The 20,061-nt window shown below is 59.4% G+C and carries 14 protein-coding genes; 8 read left to right on the top strand and 6 right to left on the bottom strand.

Translation table 11 applies throughout. From position 1 onward, the window contains the following. Nucleotides 1-3: 3 nt before the first annotated feature. Genes gsiB through iaaA form a run of 3 tightly spaced genes read right to left on the bottom strand, consistent with a single transcriptional unit; the run spans nucleotide 4 to nucleotide 4,387 of the window. Entirely contained in the window at nucleotides 4-1,542 is a 1,539-nt protein-coding gene (gsiB, locus tag LRM19_RS02815; protein WP_271367270.1) for a glutathione ABC transporter substrate-binding protein GsiB, read from the bottom strand. A gap of 23 nt (nucleotides 1,543-1,565) precedes the next feature. Further along, entirely contained in the window at nucleotides 1,566-3,437 is a 1,872-nt protein-coding gene (gene gsiA / locus LRM19_RS02810; protein ID WP_271367268.1) for a glutathione ABC transporter ATP-binding protein GsiA, read from the bottom strand. 11 nt (nucleotides 3,438-3,448) lie between these two features. Continuing rightward, nucleotides 3,449-4,387, bottom strand: coding sequence for a beta-aspartyl-peptidase (gene iaaA, locus LRM19_RS02805; protein WP_115876043.1), 939 nt, complete (start codon nucleotides 4,385-4,387; stop codon nucleotides 3,449-3,451). 187 nt (nucleotides 4,388-4,574) lie between these two features. Here iaaA and moeA point away from each other — a divergent pair, with 187 nt between their 5' ends. Together moeA and moeB are read left to right on the top strand one after the other, a co-directional pair. Further along, complete coding sequence (gene moeA, locus LRM19_RS02800; RefSeq protein WP_271367265.1) at nucleotides 4,575-5,807, top strand: molybdopterin molybdotransferase MoeA; 1,233 nt, start codon at nucleotides 4,575-4,577, stop codon at nucleotides 5,805-5,807. A 1-nt stretch (nucleotide 5,808) separates the two neighbouring features. Beyond that, a complete protein-coding gene (gene moeB / locus LRM19_RS02795) occupies nucleotides 5,809-6,561 on the top strand; it encodes a molybdopterin-synthase adenylyltransferase MoeB (RefSeq protein WP_271367264.1) in 753 nt (250 codons plus the stop codon). Nucleotides 6,562-6,650: 89 nt separating this feature from the next. Here moeB and fsa read toward each other — a convergent pair whose 3' ends face one another. Then, nucleotides 6,651-7,313, bottom strand: a complete 663-nt coding sequence (gene fsa, locus LRM19_RS02790) for a fructose-6-phosphate aldolase (protein WP_271367263.1) — start codon at nucleotides 7,311-7,313, stop codon at nucleotides 6,651-6,653. 128 nt (nucleotides 7,314-7,441) lie between these two features. Here fsa and LRM19_RS02785 point away from each other — a divergent pair, with 128 nt between their 5' ends. The 4 genes from LRM19_RS02785 to LRM19_RS02770 all read left to right on the top strand — a co-directional run bounded on the left by LRM19_RS02785 (nucleotide 7,442) and on the right by LRM19_RS02770 (nucleotide 13,194). Beyond that, nucleotides 7,442-8,341, top strand: coding sequence for a glycyl-radical enzyme activating protein (locus LRM19_RS02785; RefSeq protein WP_271367262.1), 900 nt, complete (start codon nucleotides 7,442-7,444; stop codon nucleotides 8,339-8,341). Between the two features lie 4 nt (nucleotides 8,342-8,345). Then, nucleotides 8,346-10,778 (top strand): formate C-acetyltransferase/glycerol dehydratase family glycyl radical enzyme, encoded by a 2,433-nt coding sequence (locus tag LRM19_RS02780; protein ID WP_127730163.1) that lies wholly within the window; start codon nucleotides 8,346-8,348, stop codon nucleotides 10,776-10,778. 193 nt (nucleotides 10,779-10,971) lie between these two features. Beyond that, nucleotides 10,972-11,787, top strand: a complete 816-nt coding sequence (locus LRM19_RS02775) for a Cof-type HAD-IIB family hydrolase (RefSeq protein WP_127730161.1) — start codon at nucleotides 10,972-10,974, stop codon at nucleotides 11,785-11,787. 150 nt (nucleotides 11,788-11,937) lie between these two features. Next, on the top strand, nucleotides 11,938-13,194 hold the full coding sequence (locus tag LRM19_RS02770) for a DUF1479 domain-containing protein (protein WP_271367258.1): 1,257 nt from the start codon (nucleotides 11,938-11,940) through the stop codon (nucleotides 13,192-13,194). Here the strand turns inward: LRM19_RS02770 and LRM19_RS02765 are convergent. Next, nucleotides 13,191-14,264: a LacI family DNA-binding transcriptional regulator gene (locus LRM19_RS02765; protein ID WP_115874569.1), complete on the bottom strand. Its 1,074-nt coding sequence runs from the start codon at nucleotides 14,262-14,264 to the stop codon at nucleotides 13,191-13,193. The genes LRM19_RS02770 and LRM19_RS02765 overlap by 4 nt on opposite strands. Before the next feature lie 288 nt (nucleotides 14,265-14,552). Here LRM19_RS02765 and LRM19_RS02760 point away from each other — a divergent pair, with 288 nt between their 5' ends. After that, complete coding sequence (locus LRM19_RS02760) at nucleotides 14,553-15,854, top strand: MFS transporter (RefSeq protein ID WP_024908695.1); 1,302 nt, start codon at nucleotides 14,553-14,555, stop codon at nucleotides 15,852-15,854. Between the two features lie 17 nt (nucleotides 15,855-15,871). After that, a complete protein-coding gene (locus tag LRM19_RS02755) occupies nucleotides 15,872-18,235 on the top strand; it encodes a glycoside hydrolase family 31 protein (protein ID WP_271367255.1) in 2,364 nt (787 codons plus the stop codon). 82 nt (nucleotides 18,236-18,317) lie between these two features. On the opposite strand, the gene LRM19_RS02750 is transcribed toward LRM19_RS02755, so the two are convergent. Continuing rightward, nucleotides 18,318-19,913: an ABC-F family ATPase gene (locus tag LRM19_RS02750; protein ID WP_008501187.1), complete on the bottom strand. Its 1,596-nt coding sequence runs from the start codon at nucleotides 19,911-19,913 to the stop codon at nucleotides 18,318-18,320. Nucleotides 19,914-20,061: the final 148 nt, after the last annotated feature.

Genomic DNA, 20,061 nt, shown 5'->3' with positions numbered 1-20,061 from the left:
GCGTTATTTTAAATCCGCATCGTCAAAGCTAAAGCCCGTATCAGGCATGATGTAGAACCCGGTTAACGCTTTGTTATGGGCTGACACCAGTTTCTCCACCACCAGCGGCACCCACGGCGACTCTTTCCAGATGATGTCCTGTGCGTCCTTATAGAGACGAGCTTTCTCGTCCGGTTTAGTGGTTTTCAGCGCATCGGCCAGGTCTTTGTCCACCTGCGGATTGCTGTAGAACGCGGTGTTGAACAGGGTTGGCGGCCAGTTCTGCGAGGCAAACAGCGGCGACAGCGCCCAGTCGGCTTCACCAGTCGATGCCGACCAGCCGGTGTAGAACATCCGCACGCCGCTCTCTTTCTGCCCTTTCCCCTCCACTTCTGCCGCACGCTGTCCGGCATCCATTGCCGTGACCTGTACCTTGATACCCACCTGCGCCAGCTGCTGCTGGGTAAACTGCAGCACCTTCTGGGCGGTGCTGTGATTATGCGACGACCACAGCGTGGTGCTAAAACCGTTCGGGAAGCCCGCCTCTTTCAGCAGCTCGCGCGCTTTAGCCGGATCGTACGGCCACGGCTGATAGCTTTGCGCATAGGCGATAGCCGGCGGCAGCACGCCGGTGGCCGGGGTGGCATAGCCCGCAAAAGCGACCTTCACCAGCGCCTGACGGTTAATGGCATAGTTAATAGCTTCGCGCACCTTCGGGTTATCGAACGGCTTTTGCGTGACGTTCATGCTGATGTAGCGCTGCATGATCGACGGGCTGGCGACCAGCTCCAGCTTGCTGTTTTTCTGCAAAATGGCGGCCTGCTCATACGGGATCGGGAAGGCAAACTGCGCCTCGCCGGTTTGCAGCATCGCCGCGCGGGTGTTGTTGTCCACCACCGGGCGCCAGGTGATGGTATCCAGCTTCGGCAGCCCCTGCTGCCAGTAGCCCGCGAACTTCTTCACCTTCACAAAATCGGTCTGGTTCCAGGTGAGCAGTTCGTAAGGGCCGGTGCCAACAGGGTGGAAACCGATCTCTTTGGCGTATTTCTGCAGCGCGGCAGGGGAAATCATCGCCGTTGCCGGATGCGCCAGAATATTGATAAACGCGGAGAACGGCTCTTTCAGGGTGATTTTTACCGTCGCCGGGTCGACCACCTCGGTTTTGGCGATGTTTTTATAAAGGTTATAGCGCTTGAGGCTGTTTTCAGGATTGCTGGCGCGATCGAGGTTAATCTTCACCGCCTCCGCATTGAAGTCTGTCCCGTCCTGGAACTTCACGCCGGTTCTGAGCTTGATGGTGTAGACCAGCCCGTTGTCGGACACGGTGTACCCCTCCGCCAGCACGTTTTTGAGCTTCATCTCTTTATCCAGGCCGAACAGGCCCTGGTAGAACGATTTCGCCACCGCCTGAGAGAGCGTGTCGTTGGCGTCATACGGATCGAGCGTGGTGAAATTGGAGCCGACGGCAACCACCACATCTTTGGCAGCGAACGCGGGGGCAGCGGCCAGGGCTGCCGTCACGCTCGCGGCTAACAACCATCTACGCGCTACAAATGTAACCATTGTGTTCTCCTGCCTGTTGTAAGTTATAACCGCGAAAAAGCATTGTCCTGACGCGGGGGAGCGACGAAATGACCCGGCTCGACCTCGCGAAGCGTCACGCGCTCCACGGCCTCGCCGAGTTTATGAATATTACCCGGCATATCATCCTGCAGCAGCACGCGCTGGCCGTGACGATGCGCGGGATCGGCAACCGGAACCGCCGCAATAAGCTTGCGGGTGTACGGGTGCTGCGGGTTCTCGAACACTGCCCTTCGCGGCCCAATCTCCACGATCTGCCCCATAAACATTACCGCCACGCGATGGCTGATGCGCTCGACCACCGCCATGTCGTGCGAGATAAACAGGAAGGCGATACCCATATCCCGCTGTAAATCAAGCAGCAGATTGATGATTTGCGCCCGGATAGAGACATCCAGCGCAGAGACGGATTCATCCGCAATCACCACTTTCGGGTTCAGCGCCAGCGCGCGGGCGATGCAGATACGCTGCCGCTGCCCGCCGGAAAACTCGTGCGGATAACGCCAGGCGTGTTCCGGCTTCAGGCCAACGCGCTCCAGCAGCCAGGCCACGCGACGCTGCGCCGCCTCGCCGTCGAGCAGGTTATGCACCCGCAGCGGCTCCATGATCGAATACCCCACCGTATGGCGCGGATCGAGGGAGGCATACGGATCCTGAAAAATAAACTGAATATCCCGCCGCACCGCCTGCAGCCTGCTGTCCGGAAGGGTATCAATGCGCTCGCCGTTAAAGGTAATGCTGCCCTCCTGAGATTCCACCAGACGGAGCAGCGCGCGCCCGGTAGTGGATTTACCGCAGCCGGACTCCCCCACCAGCGCCAGCGTTTCGCCCGGCCAGAGGTCGAAGCTGACGTTTTCCACCGCGTGCACTTCGCGCTTCACCCGGTTCAACACGCCGCTGCGCAGCGGAAACCGGGTGACCAGATTTCGTACTTCCAGAATGGGCTTGCCCGGCACCACGGTGTCCTGCTCGCGTTCATCCTCCTGCGGCTCAGACGCCTCGAGGGAAATCAGCGGAAAACGGCGCGGCAGATCGCTGCCGTTCATCGCCCCCAGGCGCGGGACCGCCGCCAGCAGTGCTTTGGTGTAAGGATGCGCGGGCGCGTGAAAAATCTGCTCGACCGGGCCGGTTTCTACCGCGCAGCCCTTATGCATCACCAGTACGCGATCGGCGATATCGGCAACCACGCCCATATCGTGGGTGATAAAGATCACCCCCATCTCCATCTCCTGCTGCAGCACGTTGATGAGCTGCAGGATCTGCGCCTGAATGGTCACGTCCAGCGCCGTTGTCGGCTCGTCGGCAATGAGCACCGCCGGACGGCAGGAGAGCGCCATGGCGATCATTACCCGCTGGCGCATGCCGCCGGAAAGCTGATGCGGATAGCGGCCCAGAATAGCCTGTGCCTCCGGAATGCGCACCAGCTCAAGCATCCGTCGGGCCTCTTTGAGCGCTTCATCGCCGCTCAGCCCCTGATGCAGGCGGATAGACTCGGCAATTTGCTCCCCGACCGGGAACACCGGGTTCAGAGAGGTCATCGGCTCCTGAAAGATCATCGCAATGTCCGCCCCGCGTACGCCCTGCATCTGCGAACCGCTTAGCTCATTTAAATCAATGACCTGACGGTTACGGCGGCGCAGGAGCATTTTCTCGCTGCTGATTTGCCCGCCCGTCTGTTCCAGCAGGCGCATCAGCGCCAGCGCGGTGACCGATTTCCCGGAACCGGATTCGCCAACAATCGCCAGCGTCTCGCCGCGCCTGAGCGTGAACGATAAATTCTGTACTGCGGGGATGAACTGCCGCTCTTCCTGAAACGCAATATTCAGCTGATGGACAGCCAGCACTTCGCGGTTGTCCAGCTCTTCACTGTGCGGCACGCGCTGCCCCCTTATTCACGATAGATCCCCGTGCTCGGCTCATCGCCGGCATAGCCCCAGGCGCGGTACATGCCTTCGCTGTTGAACGGCAGGGCCACGTTGCCCTCACGATCCACCGCAATGAGTCCGCCGACGCCGCCCAGGGCAGGTAATTTTTCCATCACCACGCGCTCGCAGGCCTCGCTCAGGCTTAAGCCGCCGTAATCCATCAGCGCGGTAATGTCGTAGGCCGCGAGAGCGCGGATAAACACTTCTCCGGTGCCGGTACACGACACCGCCGCCGTCGCGTTATTGGCATAGCAACCCGCGCCAGGCAGCGGGCTATCACCCACGCGTCCGGGCAGCTTGTTGGTCATCCCGCCCGTGGAAGTTGCCGCCGCGAGGTTGCCGGCTTTATCCAGCGCCACCGCGCCCACCGTGCCCATTTTGCTGCGCTCATCCAGCGGCGCAGTATGGTCAAGCTGCGTCATGCCCGCCGAACGAGCTTCCAGTAACTGCTGATAGCGCGCTTCCGTGGAAAACAGATCGGGCGATACCGGCTCCATTCCGTGCTCAAAGGCAAAGGTCTCCGCCCCGGCCCCCGTCAGCAGCACGTGCGGACTCTCTTCCATCACCAGACGCGCGGCCAGCACCGGGTTACGCAGGTGACTGACGCCCGCCACGGCGCCCGCTTTCAGGGTAATACCGTCCATCACGCAGGCATCCAGCTCGTGCGTTTCATTCCGGGTAAAGACCGAACCGATCCCCGCATTAAATAACGGGCACTCTTCCAGCAGGCGCACCGCCTCGGTGACCACGTCCAGCGCGCTTTCGCCCGCTTCCAGCATTCTCTGGCCCGTTTCCACAATGGCGTACAGCGCGTCGATGTAACGCTTTTCCTGCTCGGGACTGAGCTGTGCTCGGGTGATTGCCCCGGCGCCACCATGAATTGCGATTACCGCATTAACCATTCGCATCACCCGTTAGCCTGTTTTGCGGCTTTTTCTATAAATATCATTATCGTCGACGAAACTTCAGATGATTTTTGAATATAGAAAGACGTAACTGTGATGTAAAGCGTGCACCCTTCGGTCATACAGTTAGCCGCACTTTTCTGCCATAATGGACGCTTTCGTTGTTACTCCGCAGGAGCCCACCATGGATTTTACCGCCGGACTGATGCCGCCTGAGACGGCACTCACGCAGATGCTTGACCGAGTTTCCCCGCTGCATGACGTTGAGACGCTGCCCCTCGTGCGCTGTTTTGGCCGTATTGCCGCGCGCGATATCGTCTCTCCGCTTAACGTGCCGGGGTTTGATAACTCAGCGATGGACGGTTACGCGGTACGCCTGGCGGATCTCCAGACGGGTAATGCCCTGCCGGTGGCGGGCAAAGCCTTTGCGGGTCAGCCGTTTAGCGGTGAATGGCCTGCGGGCACCTGCGTGCGCATCATGACCGGCGCGCCGGTTCCGGCCGCCTGCGACGCCGTGGTAATGCAGGAAGAGACCGAACAGACCGACGAAGGCGTGCGTTTTACCGCCAACGTTAAAGCGGGCCAGAACATCCGCCGTACCGGCGAGGACATTACCCTCGGCGCGACCGTTTTTGCCGCCGGGCAAAGGCTGACGGTGGCAGAGCTGCCGGTGCTGGCCTCGCTCGGCATCGCGGAAGTCGACGTTATCCGCAAAGTGCGCGTCGCCGTCTTCTCCACCGGCGACGAGCTGCAGCTTCCGGGCCAGCCGCTGCAGGACGGCCAGATTTACGACACCAACCGCCTGGCGGTACACCTGATGCTGGAGCAACTGGGCTGCGAGGTGATTAACCTCGGCATCATTCCAGACGACCCGGAAAAACTGCGCGCGGCGTTTATCGAGGCGGATAAATCCGCCGACGTGGTCATCAGCTCCGGCGGCGTCTCCGTGGGCGAAGCGGATTACACCAAAACCCTTCTTGAAGAGCTGGGCGAAATCGCCTTCTGGAAGCTGGCGATCAAGCCGGGCAAGCCGTTTGCGTTTGGCAAGCTTTCACACAGCTGGTTCTGCGGCCTGCCGGGTAACCCGGTCTCGGCGGCACTCACCTTCTACCAGCTGGCGATCCCGCTGCTGGCGAAGCTTTCCGGCAACAGCGCCAGCCCGCTGCCTGAACGCCAGCGCGTGCGTGCCGCCACGCGCCTGAAAAAATCACCGGGCCGCCTCGATTTCCAGCGCGGTATTCTGGCGCGCAGCGCGGACGGCGAGCTCGAAGTGAGTACCACCGGGCACCAGGGCTCACACATTTTCAGCTCCTTCAGCCAGGGCAACTGCTTTATCGTGCTGGAGCGCGAGCGCGGCAACGTGGAAGCCGGCGAATGGGTTGAGATAGAACGCTTTAACCACCTGTTCGGAGGTTGATATGACGGTGGAGCTGAGCGACCCGGAGATGATGCGCTACAACCGCCAGATTGTGCTCCGCGGGTTTGATTTCGAAGGTCAGGAAGCGCTCAAGGCGGCCAGCGTGCTGGTCGTCGGGCTGGGCGGGCTGGGCTGCGCCGCCGCGCAGTACCTTGCCGCGGCGGGCGTGGGCAGGATGACGCTGCTGGATTTCGATACCGTGTCGGTGTCCAACCTGCAGCGCCAGACGCTGCACAGCGACGCGACGGTGGGCCAGCCGAAAGTGGACTCTGCCCGCATGGCGCTGGCGCGTATCAACCCCAACGTACAGTTCACCCTGATTGACGCGATGCTGGATGACGATGCGCTGTTCGCGCAGATTGCGCAGCATGACCTGGTGCTGGACTGCACCGATAACGTCACCGTCCGTAATCAGCTCAACGCGGGCTGTTTTGCTCATAAAACTCCGCTGGTTTCCGGAGCGGCGATCCGCATGGAGGGGCAAATCAGCGTCTTCACGTACGCCGAGGGTGAACCCTGCTACCGCTGCCTGAGCCGTCTGTTTGGCGAGAATGCGCTGACCTGCGTTGAGGCGGGCGTGATGGCGCCGCTCGTCGGCGTGATTGGCTCATTGCAGGCTATGGAAGCGATCAAGGTGCTGGCGCACTACGGCACGCCCGCAGCGGGGAAAATCGTGATGTATGACGCGATAACCTGCCAGTTCCGCGAGATGAAGCTGATGCGTAATCCGGGGTGTGAGGTGTGCGGAGGTTAAAGCAAACGGCAACCTTCAGGTTGCCGTTTTAGTGTTTGCTCCCTCTCCCTGTGGGAGAGGGTTGGGGTGAGGGCATCAGGCCGCACCCGTCAAATCGACGTCCTGCCAAACGCCCCCAGCCAGTCCTGCTCAAACTTCACAATTGCCGCATCTACCGCAGGAGAGGCAATAAACTGCTGCGCCACGTCCAGCGGCAGCGTGATGGACTTGCACCCTGCCAGCAGGCAGTCCAGCGCCTGACGCGGGGTTTTAAAGCTCGCGGCCAGCACCTTTGACTGCGGCGCGTGCAGCGTCAGCAGCTGTTGCAGCTCAATTACGGTCTGGATCCCGTCCCCGCCCTGTGCGTCCACGCGGTTAACGTAAGGGGCCACATACTCCGCCCCCGCCAGCGCGGACAACATCCCCTGCGCAGCACCGTATACCGCCGTGCCCAGCGTCGGGATCCCTTCCGCTTTTAGCATCTTGATCGCCGCCAGCCCTTCTGCGGTTACCGGCACTTTCACCACCAGATCGTTAATGATGGCGCGAAGCTTACGCGCGTCTTCCACCATCCCTTCGGCGGAGGTCGCCATTACCTGTGCGAACAGACGGCCTTTGCCGCCCATCGCGTCGTGCAGCGCGGGCAGCAGTTCATCGAGCGGCGTTTTACCGGCAGCTACGATGCTTGGATTGGTGGTCACGCCCGCCAGCGGGAAGATACGCGCCAGCTTTTTGACTGCCGCAACGTCAGATGTGTCGAGATAAAGTTCCATGATGTCACCCTCAAAATTAGCCTGCACTTACCCTATCACGACAAAACCTGCTGAAGAGTTGACCTGCATCAAGATAACTTTCATTCGAAAGTAATTTAATCTTCATATGCAAGAAAAGAGGCAAAAACATGATCTTCAATATTCAGCGTTACTCTACCCACGACGGCCCCGGTATTCGTACCGTGGTGTTCCTGAAAGGCTGCTCGCTGGGCTGTCGCTGGTGCCAGAACCCGGAAAGCCGCTCCCGCAGCCGGGACGTACTGTTTGATGCACGTCAGTGCCTGGACGGCTGCGACCTGTGCCAGCAGGCAGCGCCGGGCTGCATCGAACGCGCGCTGAATGGCCCGATCATCCACCGCGAAAAGCTGAGTGAAGAGACGCTTAATGCTCTCACCGACTGCTGCCCGACGCAGGCGCTGACCGTCTGTGGCGAAGAACGGCAGGTCGAGGAGATCATGGCGACCGTACTGCGCGACAAGCCCTTCTACGACCGCAGCGGTGGCGGGATCACCCTCTCCGGCGGCGAGCCGTTTATGAACCCGGATCTGGCGCAGGCCCTGTTTAAAGCCAGCCATGACCAGGGGATCCACACCGCCGTCGAAACCTGCCTTCACGTGCCGTGGCACTATATCGAGCCGTCATTACCGTACGTCGATCTGTTCCTCGCAGACCTGAAGCATGTCGACGGTGACGTTTTCAAGCAGTGGACGGACGGTTCGGCTAAGCGCATCCTGGATAACCTGAAACGCCTGGCCGCCGCAGGGAAGAACATCACCATCCGCGTACCGCTCATCCAGGGCTTCAACGCAGATGAAGCCTCCATAACCGCCATTACCAACTTCGCTGCTGATGAACTCGGCGTCGACGATATTCATTTTCTGCCGTATCACACGCTGGGCATGAACAAATACACCCTGCTCGGCCAACCCTACTCTGCCCCTGACAAACCGCTGGATAACCCTGCTCTGCTGGACTTTGCGCAGCAGTACGCCCGCCAGAAAGGGTTAACCGCGACCTTACGAGGATAAACTTATGACCACTCTGAATCTCAATACCCTCAGCGAACGCATTAAGGCGCACAAAACGGCCCTGGTGCATATCGTCAAGCCGCCGGTCTGTACCGAGCGCGCGCAGCATTACACCGAAATGTACCAGCAGCACATGGACAAGCCGATCCCGGTGCGTCGCGCTCTGGCGCTGGCGCATCACCTGGCCGAACGTACCATCTGGATCAAACACGACGAGCTGATTATCGGTAACCAGGCAAGCGAGGTGCGCGCCGCGCCGATCTTCCCGGAATACACCGTCTCCTGGATTGAGAAAGAGATCGACGACCTGGCAGACCGCCCGGGCGCGGGCTTTGCGGTGAGCGAACAGAACAAGCGTGTGCTGCACGAGATCTGCCCTTGGTGGCGCGGCCAGACGGTGCAGGATCGCTGCTACGGCATGTTCACCGACGAGCAGAAAGGCCTGCTGGAAACCGGCATTATCAAAGCCGAAGGCAACATGACCTCAGGCGACGCGCACCTGGCGGTGAACTTCCCGCTGGTGCTGGAGAAAGGTCTCGACGGCCTGCGTGCCAAAGTGGCCGAACGCCGCTCGCGCATCAACCTGACGGTGCTGGAAGACCTTCACGGCGATCAGTTCCTGAAGGCGATCGATATCGTGCTGGAAGCGGTAAGCCTGCACATCAAACGTTTTGCCGACCTGGCGCGTGAAATGGCCTCGACCGAAACCCGCGAAAGCCGCCGCGACGAGCTGCTGGCAATGGCGGAAAACTGCGACGTGATTGCCCACGAGCCGCCAAAAACCTTCTGGCAGGCTCTGCAGCTGTGCTACTTCATTCAGCTGATCCTGCAGATTGAGTCCAACGGCCACTCCGTTTCCTTTGCGCGTATGGACCAGTATCTCTATCCGTACTACCGCCGCGACGTGGAGCTGAACCAGAGCCTCGACCGCGAACACGCCATTGAACTGCTGCACAGCTGCTGGCTGAAGCTGCTGGAAGTGAACAAGATCCGATCTGGCTCGCACTCCAAAGCCTCTGCCGGTAGCCCGCTGTACCAGAACGTCACCATCGGCGGCCAGAAGCTGGTCAACGGTGAGCCGATGGACGCGGTGAACCCGCTCTCCTACGCAATTCTGGAATCCTGCGGCCGTCTGCGCTCCACCCAGCCGAACCTGAGCGTGCGCTATCACGCGGGCATGAGCAACGACTTCCTCGATGCGTGCGTGCAGGTGATCCGCTGCGGCTTCGGGATGCCGGCGTTCAACAACGATGAAATCGTCATTCCGGAATTCATCAAGCTCGGCGTTGAGCGCGACGACGCCTACGACTACGCGGCCATTGGCTGTATCGAAACCGCAGTTGGCGGCAAGTGGGGCTATCGCTGCACCGGCATGAGCTTCATCAACTTCGCCCGCGTGATGCTGGCGGCGCTGGAAGGCGGCCGCGACGCCACCAGCGGCAAGGTATTCCTGCCGCAGGAGAAAGCGCTCTCTGCAGGTAACTTCGACAATTTCGAGGAGGTGATGGCAGCCTGGGATAGCCAGATCCGCTACTACACCCGCAAATCCATTGAAATTGAGTACGTGGTGGACACCATGCTGGAAGAGAACGTCCACGATATTCTCTGCTCGGCGCTGGTGGACGACTGCATCGAGCGCGCGAAAAGCATCAAGCAGGGCGGCGCGAAGTATGACTGGGTCTCCGGCCTGCAGGTGGGTATCGCCAACCTCGGCAACAGCCTGGCGGCGGTGAAAAAGCTGGTGTTCGAACAGGGCACTATCGGCCAACAGCAGCTGGCGGCGGCGCTGGCGGATGATTTCGACGGGCTGACTCACGAGCAGCTGCGTCAGCGTCTGATTAACGGCGCGCCGAAGTACGGTAACGACGATGACAGCGTGGATATGCTGCTGACCCGTGCTTATCAAACCTACATTGAAGAGCTTAAGCAGTACCACAACCCTCGCTACGGCCGCGGCCCGATTGGCGGTAACTACTACGCGGGCACGTCGTCCATCTCCGCAAACGTGCCGTTTGGCGCGGCGACGATGGCAACGCCGGACGGACGTAAGGCACACACGCCGCTGGCGGAAGGGGCTAGCCCGGCTTCCGGTACCGACCACCTTGGCCCGACGGCGGTAATTGGCTCGGTGGGCAAACTGCCGACGGAAGCGATTCTCGGCGGCGTGCTGCTGAACCAGAAGCTGAATCCGTCAACGCTGGAAAACGACAGCGATCGCCAGAAGCTGATGGTGCTGCTGCGGACCTTCTTCGAGGTGCATAAGGGCTGGCATATTCAGTACAACATTGTCTCCCGCGAAACGCTGCTGGAGGCGAAGAAACACCCTGACCAGTATCGTGACCTGGTGGTGCGCGTCGCGGGTTACTCGGCGTTCTTCACCGCCCTGTCGCCGGATGCACAGGACGATATTATTGCCCGTACTGAGCATACGCTGTAACGGTGCATCCCCTCAGGGGAAATGCGCACTCTGATGCCCTCACCCCGACCCTCTCCCACGGGGAGAGGGAGAAAACACTAAAAACGGCAACCTCGATTGCCGTTTCGTTTTTACTTTCGAATGAAATTAAATTTGTGCTCCCCGTCACCTTGTTATTAGAATGTTTCAAAACGCAGTGACCCAGGAGCACAGTATGACCGTTAAAGTTATCGTCACCGATATGGACGGAACTTTCCTTGATGATGCCAAGCAGTACGATCGTGACCGCTTCCAGGCACAGTTTGAACAGCTTAAAGCCCGCGATATTGAATTCGTTGTCGCCAGCGGCAACCAGTATTACCAGCTCATCTCCTTCTTTCCTGCGCTAAAAGATCGGATCTCCTTCGTGGCGGAAAACGGCGCGCTGGTGTTCGACCGCGGAGAACAGATTTTCCACGGCGAGCTGACGCGCCATGAATCGCAGATCGTGATTGGCGAACTGCTGAAAGACAAAGGGCTGAACTTCGTGGCCTGCGGGCTGGAGAGCGCCTACGTCAGCGACAAAGCCCCGGACGCCTTCGTGGCGCTGATGTCAAAGCACTACCACCGCTTAAAGCGCATCAGCGATTACCGCGACATTGACGACGTGCTGTTTAAGTTCTCCCTGAACCTGCCGGACAGCGATATTCCGACGCTGGTGGATAAGCTGCACGTCTCCCTGGACGGCATCATGAAGCCGGTCACCAGCGGCTTTGGGTTTGTCGATTTGATTATCCCCGGCCTGCACAAAGCCAACGGCATCAGCCGTCTGCTGAAGCGCTGGAAAATCTCCCCTCAGGAGTGCGTGGCCATTGGCGACAGCGGCAATGATGCCGAGATGCTGAAGCTGGTAAAATATTCCTTTGCGATGGGTAACGCGGCGGAAAGCATCAAAGAAATCAGCCGCTACAGCACCGACGACAACAACCATCAGGGCGCGCTGAACGTCATTCAGGCCGTGCTCGACAACCATTCCCCGTTCGACGCCTGATCTTCTCCTCGCCGGAGCCTTGCTCCGGCAGCCTGACTCTTTTCCCGTCCTGTGGCTTGCGTCAAGTTTTTAAACTTGCATTAACTTAATTTTAACTTAAAGTATCACTTGTAGACACTTTTACTTTCGAATGAAAGATGTGAGGCAGTTATGACCTTTACCAGTGAAACTTTGCCGGCGGATCACAAAGCGGCAATCCGTCAGTTGAAACGTGAGCTGCGCGCGCAGATCGGCGACGTGCAGGCGGTGTTCAATAAGCTCAGCGATAAAATTGCCACCCGCGTGGCGGAAATCAACGCTCTTAAGAACAAAGGCGAATCCGTCTGGCCGGTGATTCCGTTTGCGGATGTGAAAAACGGCACGATTACCAACGCACAGCGCGAAGCCGTTAAACGCCGCGGCTGCGCGGTGATTAAAGGTCACTTCCCCCGCGAGCAGGCGCTGGCGTGGGATCAGTCGATGCTCGACTACCTCGATCTGAACAAGTTTGACGAAGTGTACAAAGGGCCTGGCGATAACTTCTTCGGCACCTTAACGGCCTCCCGTCCGGAGATTTACCCGATCTACTGGTCGCAGGCGCAGATGCAGGCGCGCCAGAGCGAAGAGATGGCGCAGGTACAGTCGTTCCTGAACCGTTTATGGACGTTCGAGAGCAACGGCAAGCAGTGGTTCGACCCGGATGTGAGCGTGATTTACCCGGACCGTATCCGCCGCCGTCCGCCGGGAACCACCTCGAAAGGACTCGGCGCCCATACCGACTCCGGCGCGCTGGAGCGCTGGCTGCTGCCGGCCTATCAGCAGGTCTTTGCCCGCGTGTTTGACGGCAACGTCGAGAAATACGATCCGTGGAACGCCGCGCACCGAACCGAAGTGGAAGAGTACACCGTCGATAACACCACCAAATGCTCGGTGTTCCGCACCTTCCAGGGCTGGACGGCGCTGTCGGACATGATCCCCGGTCAGGGGCTGCTGCACGTGGTGCCGATCCCGGAAGCGATGGCCTATATCCTGCTGCGCCCGCTGCTGGACGACGTGCCGGAAGACGAGCTGTGCGGCGTAGCGCCGGGGCGCGTGCTGCCGGTTTCCGAGAAGTGGCACCCGCTGCTCATCGAAGCATTAAGCAGCATTCCGGCACTCGACGCGGGCGATTCCGTGTGGTGGCACTGCGATGTGATCCACTCCGTCGCGCCGGTGGAAAATCAGCAGGGCTGGGGCAACGTGATGTACATTCCTGCCGCGCCGATGTGCGAGAAAAACCTCGCGTACGCCAAAAAGGTCAAGGAAGCGCTTGAAACCGGCGCGTCACCGGAAGATTTCCCGCGCGAAGATTATGAAAAGAGCTGGCAGGACCGCTTTACCGTTAACGATCTCAACATCCACGGCAAGCGCGCGCTGGGCATGGTTTAACTGTCATACAGACCTTCCCGCTCAACGGCGGTGCGTCGTTTCCCCTGACGTATCCGCCGTACCGATTCCCGAACGGCCAGCGTGCCGTTAAGCAGTAACGTCCCCACCGGCGCGTCCGGGCGCATGAGACGCTGCTGGAGCATATAAACCGCTTCCGTTCCCAGCTCATCGCGGGGAACGTGCACGGCCGTTAATGGAACATCCTGGATTGCCGCCAGGTTAAACCCGTCAATGCTCATCACCGACACGTCCTGCGGCACGCGCAATCCTTTTTTTTGTAATGCGCTGATGGTGCCCGCCGCCATAAAATCGCCGCCAACCAAAAATGCGGTTGGCAAATCCTTGCCCTGCATTTCGCTGAGCCAGCTGCTGACTACCTGTTCACTTTCGCGTGCGCTGAAGCTGGGCACCACCAGCAGATCGCGCTTGTCGTTGAATTTCAGGTTGTGAGACTGCCACGCGTCGCGGATCCCCGTCAGGCGCAGTTCCATGGTGTAGCGGCGCAGGCACAGCACGCTCATTACCTCACGGTGTCCCATCTCAAACAGATATTCCGCCGCCCGCTCGCCAATGGCGCGATGATCCGGCGCGACGGCAGGCAGGCGCATGTGGCGGTCACGGCAGTTAATCAGCATGCAGGGTTTGCCGACATCCACAGCCAGATCGTGGATATGCGGGTCGTCGATGCCAAGAAGGATTGCCGCCTGGGTATCCGCCTCGTTCATGCGCGCCAGAAACAGCTGGGCATCGCTATCGTTCTCTTCCAGCGCGCAGTAGCGCAAGCGCACATCGTGGGATGCAAGGCCTTTACTCACGCTCTGGATCACACGGTAGTAAAAGATGTCGGACCGCTCGTCGAACGCACGCTGAGGGGCAAAAACCACCAGGCTATTGAGCAGCAGCCGTCCCGCCGCCATACCCTCCATCACCCCCAGCTCCCGCGCGCACGCCAGCACCTTTGCGCGCGCCTTTTCGCTGGTATTCGCTTTTCCCGCCAGCACCCGCGACACGGTGCTGATCGAGAGCTGCGTGCGGGCCGCGATTTCGGTGATTTTTAGCCTTTTGTCCATTTTGTGATCTGGCTCCATTTGCTAAATGAAAAAATTTTCATAGCGTATTCGTCAGGCAATTACTGACATAAACACCATCTTGCCAGAGGCTTTTCGTCAGTTATGAGAAATTTTGCACAAAATCCACTTTTGCCCACTCATTTTCTTCCTTAAGGTGAACTTGTCACACAACTTCCATACTAGTTGTATACCAGATAAAGAATTTTAAACGGATAAAAATCAAAGTCATAAAAATCCGTGTGACACCTGAACCTCCGTCCCCTTACCGTCCGTCTTGTGGAGAGTAAAATGAGTCAGGACATCAATAACACCGTTGCGACAAGCAAAACCCGTCGCGTCATCAAGAACCTGCGCTGGTACGTGCTGGTGCTGTTCTTACTTGGCGTCACCGTTAACTACATCACCCGAAACTCACTCGGGATCCTCGCCCCGGAACTGAAAGAGAGCCTCGGGATCACCACCGAGCAATACTCCTGGATCGTCGGCGCGTTCCAGATCGCCTACACCATTTTCCAGCCCCTGTGCGGCTGGCTGATTGACGTCATTGGCCTGAAGATTGGCTTTATGGTTTGCGCCGGGATCTGGGCGCTGATGTGTATTTTCCACGCGGGCGCCGGAAGCTGGCTGCACCTCGCTATTCTGCGCTTCTTTATGGGCGCCTCTGAGGCCGCCGCTACCCCGGCGAACGCCAAAACCATCGGCGAATGGTTCCCGAAATCAGAGCGTCCCGTTGCTGCCGGCTGGGCGGGCGTGGGCTTCTCCATCGGCGCGATGCTGGCCCCGCCTATCATCTACTTTGCTCACGCCTCGTTCGGCTGGCAGGGCGCGTTTATGTTTACCGGCGTGCTGGCGCTGCTGTGGGTGATCCTGTGGTGGGCGTTCTACCACAACCCGGAGCAGCACCCGAACCTGAGCAAGGACGAGCTGGCGTTTATCAAGCAGGACAACGAACCGCCTGCGGTGAAGCTGCCCTTCCTGACCGCGCTGAAAACCGTTTCAAAAAACAAACGCTTCTACGGTATCGCCATCCCCGCCTTTATGGCGGAACCGGCCTGGGCGGTGCTGAGCTTCTGGGTACCGCTGTACCTCGCCAAAGAGCACGGCATGGACCTGAAGCAGATTGCGATGTTTGCCTGGCTGCCGTTCCTCGCCGCCGACCTCGGCAGCGTGGCGAGCGGCTACCTGACGCGTCTGTACACCCGTCTGTTCGGCTGCTCACGCGTTAACTCGGTCGTCGCCAGCTCCGTGACGGGCGCGTTCCTGATGATCTCGCTGGCCATCGTGGCCATTACCCGCGACCCGTATATCACCATCGTGCTGATCTCCATCGGCGGCTTCGGGCACCAGATCATCTCCTGCATGCTTAGCGCCCTGGTCGTGGAGTCGTTCGACAAAGGTCAGATGGCGACCGTCAACGGCATGCGCGGCTCGGCGGCGTGGATCGCCAGCTTCCTGTTCTCGCTGTTAATCGGTGTGACCGCCGACAAAATCGGCTTTAACCCGCTCTTTATCGCCATGGGCTTCTTTGACCTGATTGGCGCCGTCTTCCTGGTAGCATTTATTGCTGAACGTCGCGCCAAGCGCGCCTGATAGTGGATGTATTGCATATGAAAACCCTGAAAAACTGGACCGTTGATATACAGTCGGCAAACCATCTGGAACTGCTGGTCGATAACCAGCACCGCCTGTGCCTGTATGTGCTGGAAGAGAACCTGTTCCGCGTGCTGATTAAGCGCAAAGGCGAGCTGGCGCTGGACCGCACCTGGAGTATCGCTCCGGAAAAAGACGTGCCCTGGGAAGGCCGCCGTCGTGACGACATAAGCGGTTTCTCCTGCCCGGCCTGGAACCTGACTCAGCAGGGTGAGACGCTGACCGTGGCAACCGAACAGCTGCGCGTCACCGTGCACCAGCCGCTGTGGCTGGAGTGGCACTATCGCAATGACGCGGGCGAGTGGCAGCCGCTGGTCAACGACCGCCCCACCAGCGCCTACCTGCTGAACGCCCACGGCGACGGCGTGGCGCACTACCTGAGCCGCCGCAAGGACGAGCGCTTCTACGGCCTGGGCGAGAAAGCGGGCGATCTGCAGCGCAACGGTAAACGCTATGAGATGCGCAACCTCGACGCCATGGGCTATAACGCCGCCAGCACCGACCCGCTCTACAAGCATATTCCTTTCACTATCACCCGCCGCGACGACGTGAGCTACGGCCTGTTCTACGACAACCTGAGCAGCTGCTGGCTGGATTTGGGCAACGAGATCGACAACTACCATACCGCCTATCGCCGCTGGCAGGCGGAAGCGGGCGATATCGACTACTACATCTTTACCGGCAAACGCGTACTGGACGTTACCAAAGCCTTTGTTCGCCTCACCGGGAAAACGCTGTTCGGACCGAAATGGAGCCTGGGCTACAGCGGTTCGACCATGCACTACACTGACGCGCCGGACGCGCAAAACCAGCTGATGAACTTCATCCGCCTGTGCGAAGAGCACGCCATTCCGTGCGACTCGTTCCAGCTCTCCTCCGGCTATACCTCCATCAACGGCAAGCGCTACGTCTTCAACTGGAACTACGGCAAGGTGCCGCAGCCGAAGGTAATGAGCCAGGCGTTCCACGACGCGGGACTGAAGCTTGCGGCTAACATCAAGCCGTGCCTGCTGCAGGACCATCCGCGCTACAACGAAGTGGCGGAGCGTGGCCTGTTCATTCGCGATTCAGAAACCGATGCACCCGAACGCTCCAGCTTCTGGGATGACGAAGGCTCGCACCTCGACTTTACCAACCCGCAGACGGTGCAGTGGTGGCAGAACGGCGTCACTACGCAGCTGCTGGAGATGGGCATCGACTCTACCTGGAACGACAACAACGAATATGAAGTGTGGGACGCAGAAGCCCGCTGCTTTGGCTTCGGCAAGGAGATCGCCATCAAGCATATTCGCCCGGTCATGCCGCTGCTGATGATGCGCGCCTCGCTGGAAGCGCAGCAGCGCTTTGCGCCAGAAAAACGCCCTTACCTCATCTCCCGCTCCGGATGCGCCGGGATGCAGCGCTACGTTCAGACCTGGAGCGGCGACAACCGCACCAGCTGGGACACGCTGCGCTATAACATCCGCATGGGGCTGGGCATGAGCCTGTCCGGGCTGTTCAACGTCGGCCACGACGTCGGCGGTTTCTCCGGCGACAAGCCGGACGCCGAGCTGTTCGTGCGCTGGGTGCAGAACGGCGTGATGCACCCGCGCTTTACCATTCACTCGTGGAACGATGACCACACCGTCAACGAGCCGTGGATGTATCCGGGCGTCACGCCTGCCATTCGCGGCGCGATTGAGCTGCGCTACCGCCTGCTGCCGTATCTCTACACCCTGCTCTGGCAGGCGCACGCCGACGACGAGCCGATGCTGCGCCCGACCTTCCTCGACCACGAGCGCGACGCGCAGACTTTCGAAGAGTGCGACGACTTCCTGCTGGGCCGCGACCTGCTGGTCGCCAGCGTCGTTGAGGCCGGACAGCGCGAGCGCAGGGTCTGGCTGCCGGATAACGAAACGGGCTGGTACGATTTTTACACCCACGCTTGGTATGCGGGCGGACAATCGATCGTCCTCGATGCGCCGCTGGAAAAACTGCCGCTGCTGGTGCGGGCCGGAGCAGGTCTGCCGCTGAGCGAACGCGTCACGCATGTGAGTGCCGAAAAAGATACGGCACGCGAGCTTAAGCTGTTCCCGGTGAAAGGCGTCGGCACAACCTCCGGGCTGCTGTTTGAAGACGACGGTGAAAGCTGGGGCTACCAGAACGGCAATGCGCTGTGGGTGGATTGGGAGATGGTGTGCGACGGCGCAACCATCAACCTGAAGGTGAACGCGCGCGGGGATTATCGTCCGGCGTGGAAAGCGCTGAAAGTGTCGTTACCGGCGGGGGAGAAACGCAAACTGCTGGTGAATGGGGCTGAAGGGAGTGAGTGGGTGCTCTGAACATTGCCGGGTGGCGGCTTCGCCTTACCCGGCCTACAAAGTCACCCGTAGGCCCGGTAAGCGAAGCGCCACCGGGCTTTTTTTAGCCGTCGATACCTTTGCTGCGCAGGTAATCTTCGTAGTTACCGGTGAAGTCCACCACGCGCTCTGGCGTAATTTCGATCACGCGGGTCGCCAGCGAGCTGACGAACTCACGGTCGTGAGAGACGAAGATCAGGGTGCCCTGATACATCTCCAGCGCCATGTTCAGGGATTCGATCGATTCCATATCCAGGTGGTTAGTCGGTTCGTCCATCACCAGGATGTTTGGTTTTTCCATCATCAGCTTGCCGAACAGCATGCGGCCCTTCTCACCACCGGAAAGCACTTTTGCCGGCTTCTTGATGTCGTCCTGGCTGAACAGCAGACGACCCAGAATGCTGCGCACCGCCTGCTCGTCGTCGCCTTCCTGCTTCCACTGGCTCATCCAGTCGAAGACGGTCAGGTCATTCTCGAACTCATATTCATGGTCCTGCGCGTAGTAACCAATCTGCGCGTTTTCGGACCATTTCACGGTGCCGTTGTCCGGCTGCAGTTCGCCGACCAGGGTTTTCAGCATGGTGGATTTACCCACGCCGTTGGCGCCCAGAATGGCAATCTTCTCCCCCACTTCCAGCAGCAGGTTGAAGTTTTTAAACAGCGGGCCTTCATCGAAGCCTTTGGTAAGAGCTTCCACTTCCAGCGCGTTACGGAACAGCTTCTTGTCCTGCTCGAAGCGGATGAACGGGTTTTGACGGCTGGAGGCTTTAACCTCTTCCAGCTTGATTTTATCAATCTGACGCGCACGCGAGGTTGCCTGACGCGATTTAGAGGCGTTAGCGCTGAAGCGGCTGACGAAGGACTGCAGGTCGGCAATCTGCGCTTTTTTCTTGGCGTTGTCCGCCAGCAGGCGCTCGCGCGCCTGGGTGGCCGCCGTCATGTACTCGTCGTAGTTGCCCGGATAGACGCGCAGCTCGCCGTAGTCGAGATCCGCCATGTGCGTACAGACCATGTTCAGGAAGTGACGGTCGTGCGAGATGATGATCATGGTGCTGTCGCGATCGTTCAGCGTCTGCTCCAGCCAGCGGATGGTGTCGATGTCCAGGTTGTTCGTCGGTTCGTCGAGCAGCAGGATGTCCGGGTTAGAGAACAGCGCCTGTGCCAGCAGCACACGCAGCTTCCAGCCTGGCGCAACTTCGCTCATCGGGCCGTAATGTTGTTCAACGGGGATCCCCACGCCCAGCAGCAGCTCGCCCGCACGCGCTTCCGCAGAATAACCGTCCATCTCGCCGTACTGCGTTTCCAGATCGGCCACCTTATAGCCATCTTCTTCGCTCATTTCGGCCAGCGCGTAGATGCGATCGCGCTCCTGCTTCACTTCCCACAGCTCCGCGTGCCCCATGATCACGGTGTCGAGCACGGTGAACTCTTCGAAGGCGAACTGATCCTGACGCAGCTTACCGATGCGCTCGTTAGGGTCGAGCGAGACGTTGCCGAGGGTCGGCTCCAGATCGCCGCCGAGGATCTTCATAAAGGTGGATTTTCCGCTACCGTTGGCACCAATCAGGCCGTAACGGTTGCCGCCGCCAAATTTGACGGAAATGTTTTCGAACAGCGGCTTACTGCCAAACTGCATAGTGACGTTGCTGGTAACTAACACGGGGAGATTCCTGCGAAAAGTGTGATAAACACGGCATTATGCCACAATTCCGAATTGAGATCCCGTGTTGCGGCAATCCACTAAACTTTAACAAAATCGAAAAAAATGTGATTTCGTACACATCTGAATTCCCTGTTAGCGGGAATGC

The sequence above is a fragment of the Enterobacter sp. PI-10 genome (assembly GCF_027947695.1).
In the GTDB taxonomy this organism is placed as follows: Bacteria; Pseudomonadota; Gammaproteobacteria; order Enterobacterales; family Enterobacteriaceae; genus Enterobacter; species Enterobacter vonholyi.
Note: the sequence above shows the minus strand (reverse complement) of the source record. Positions and strands in the feature narration are given on the sequence as shown.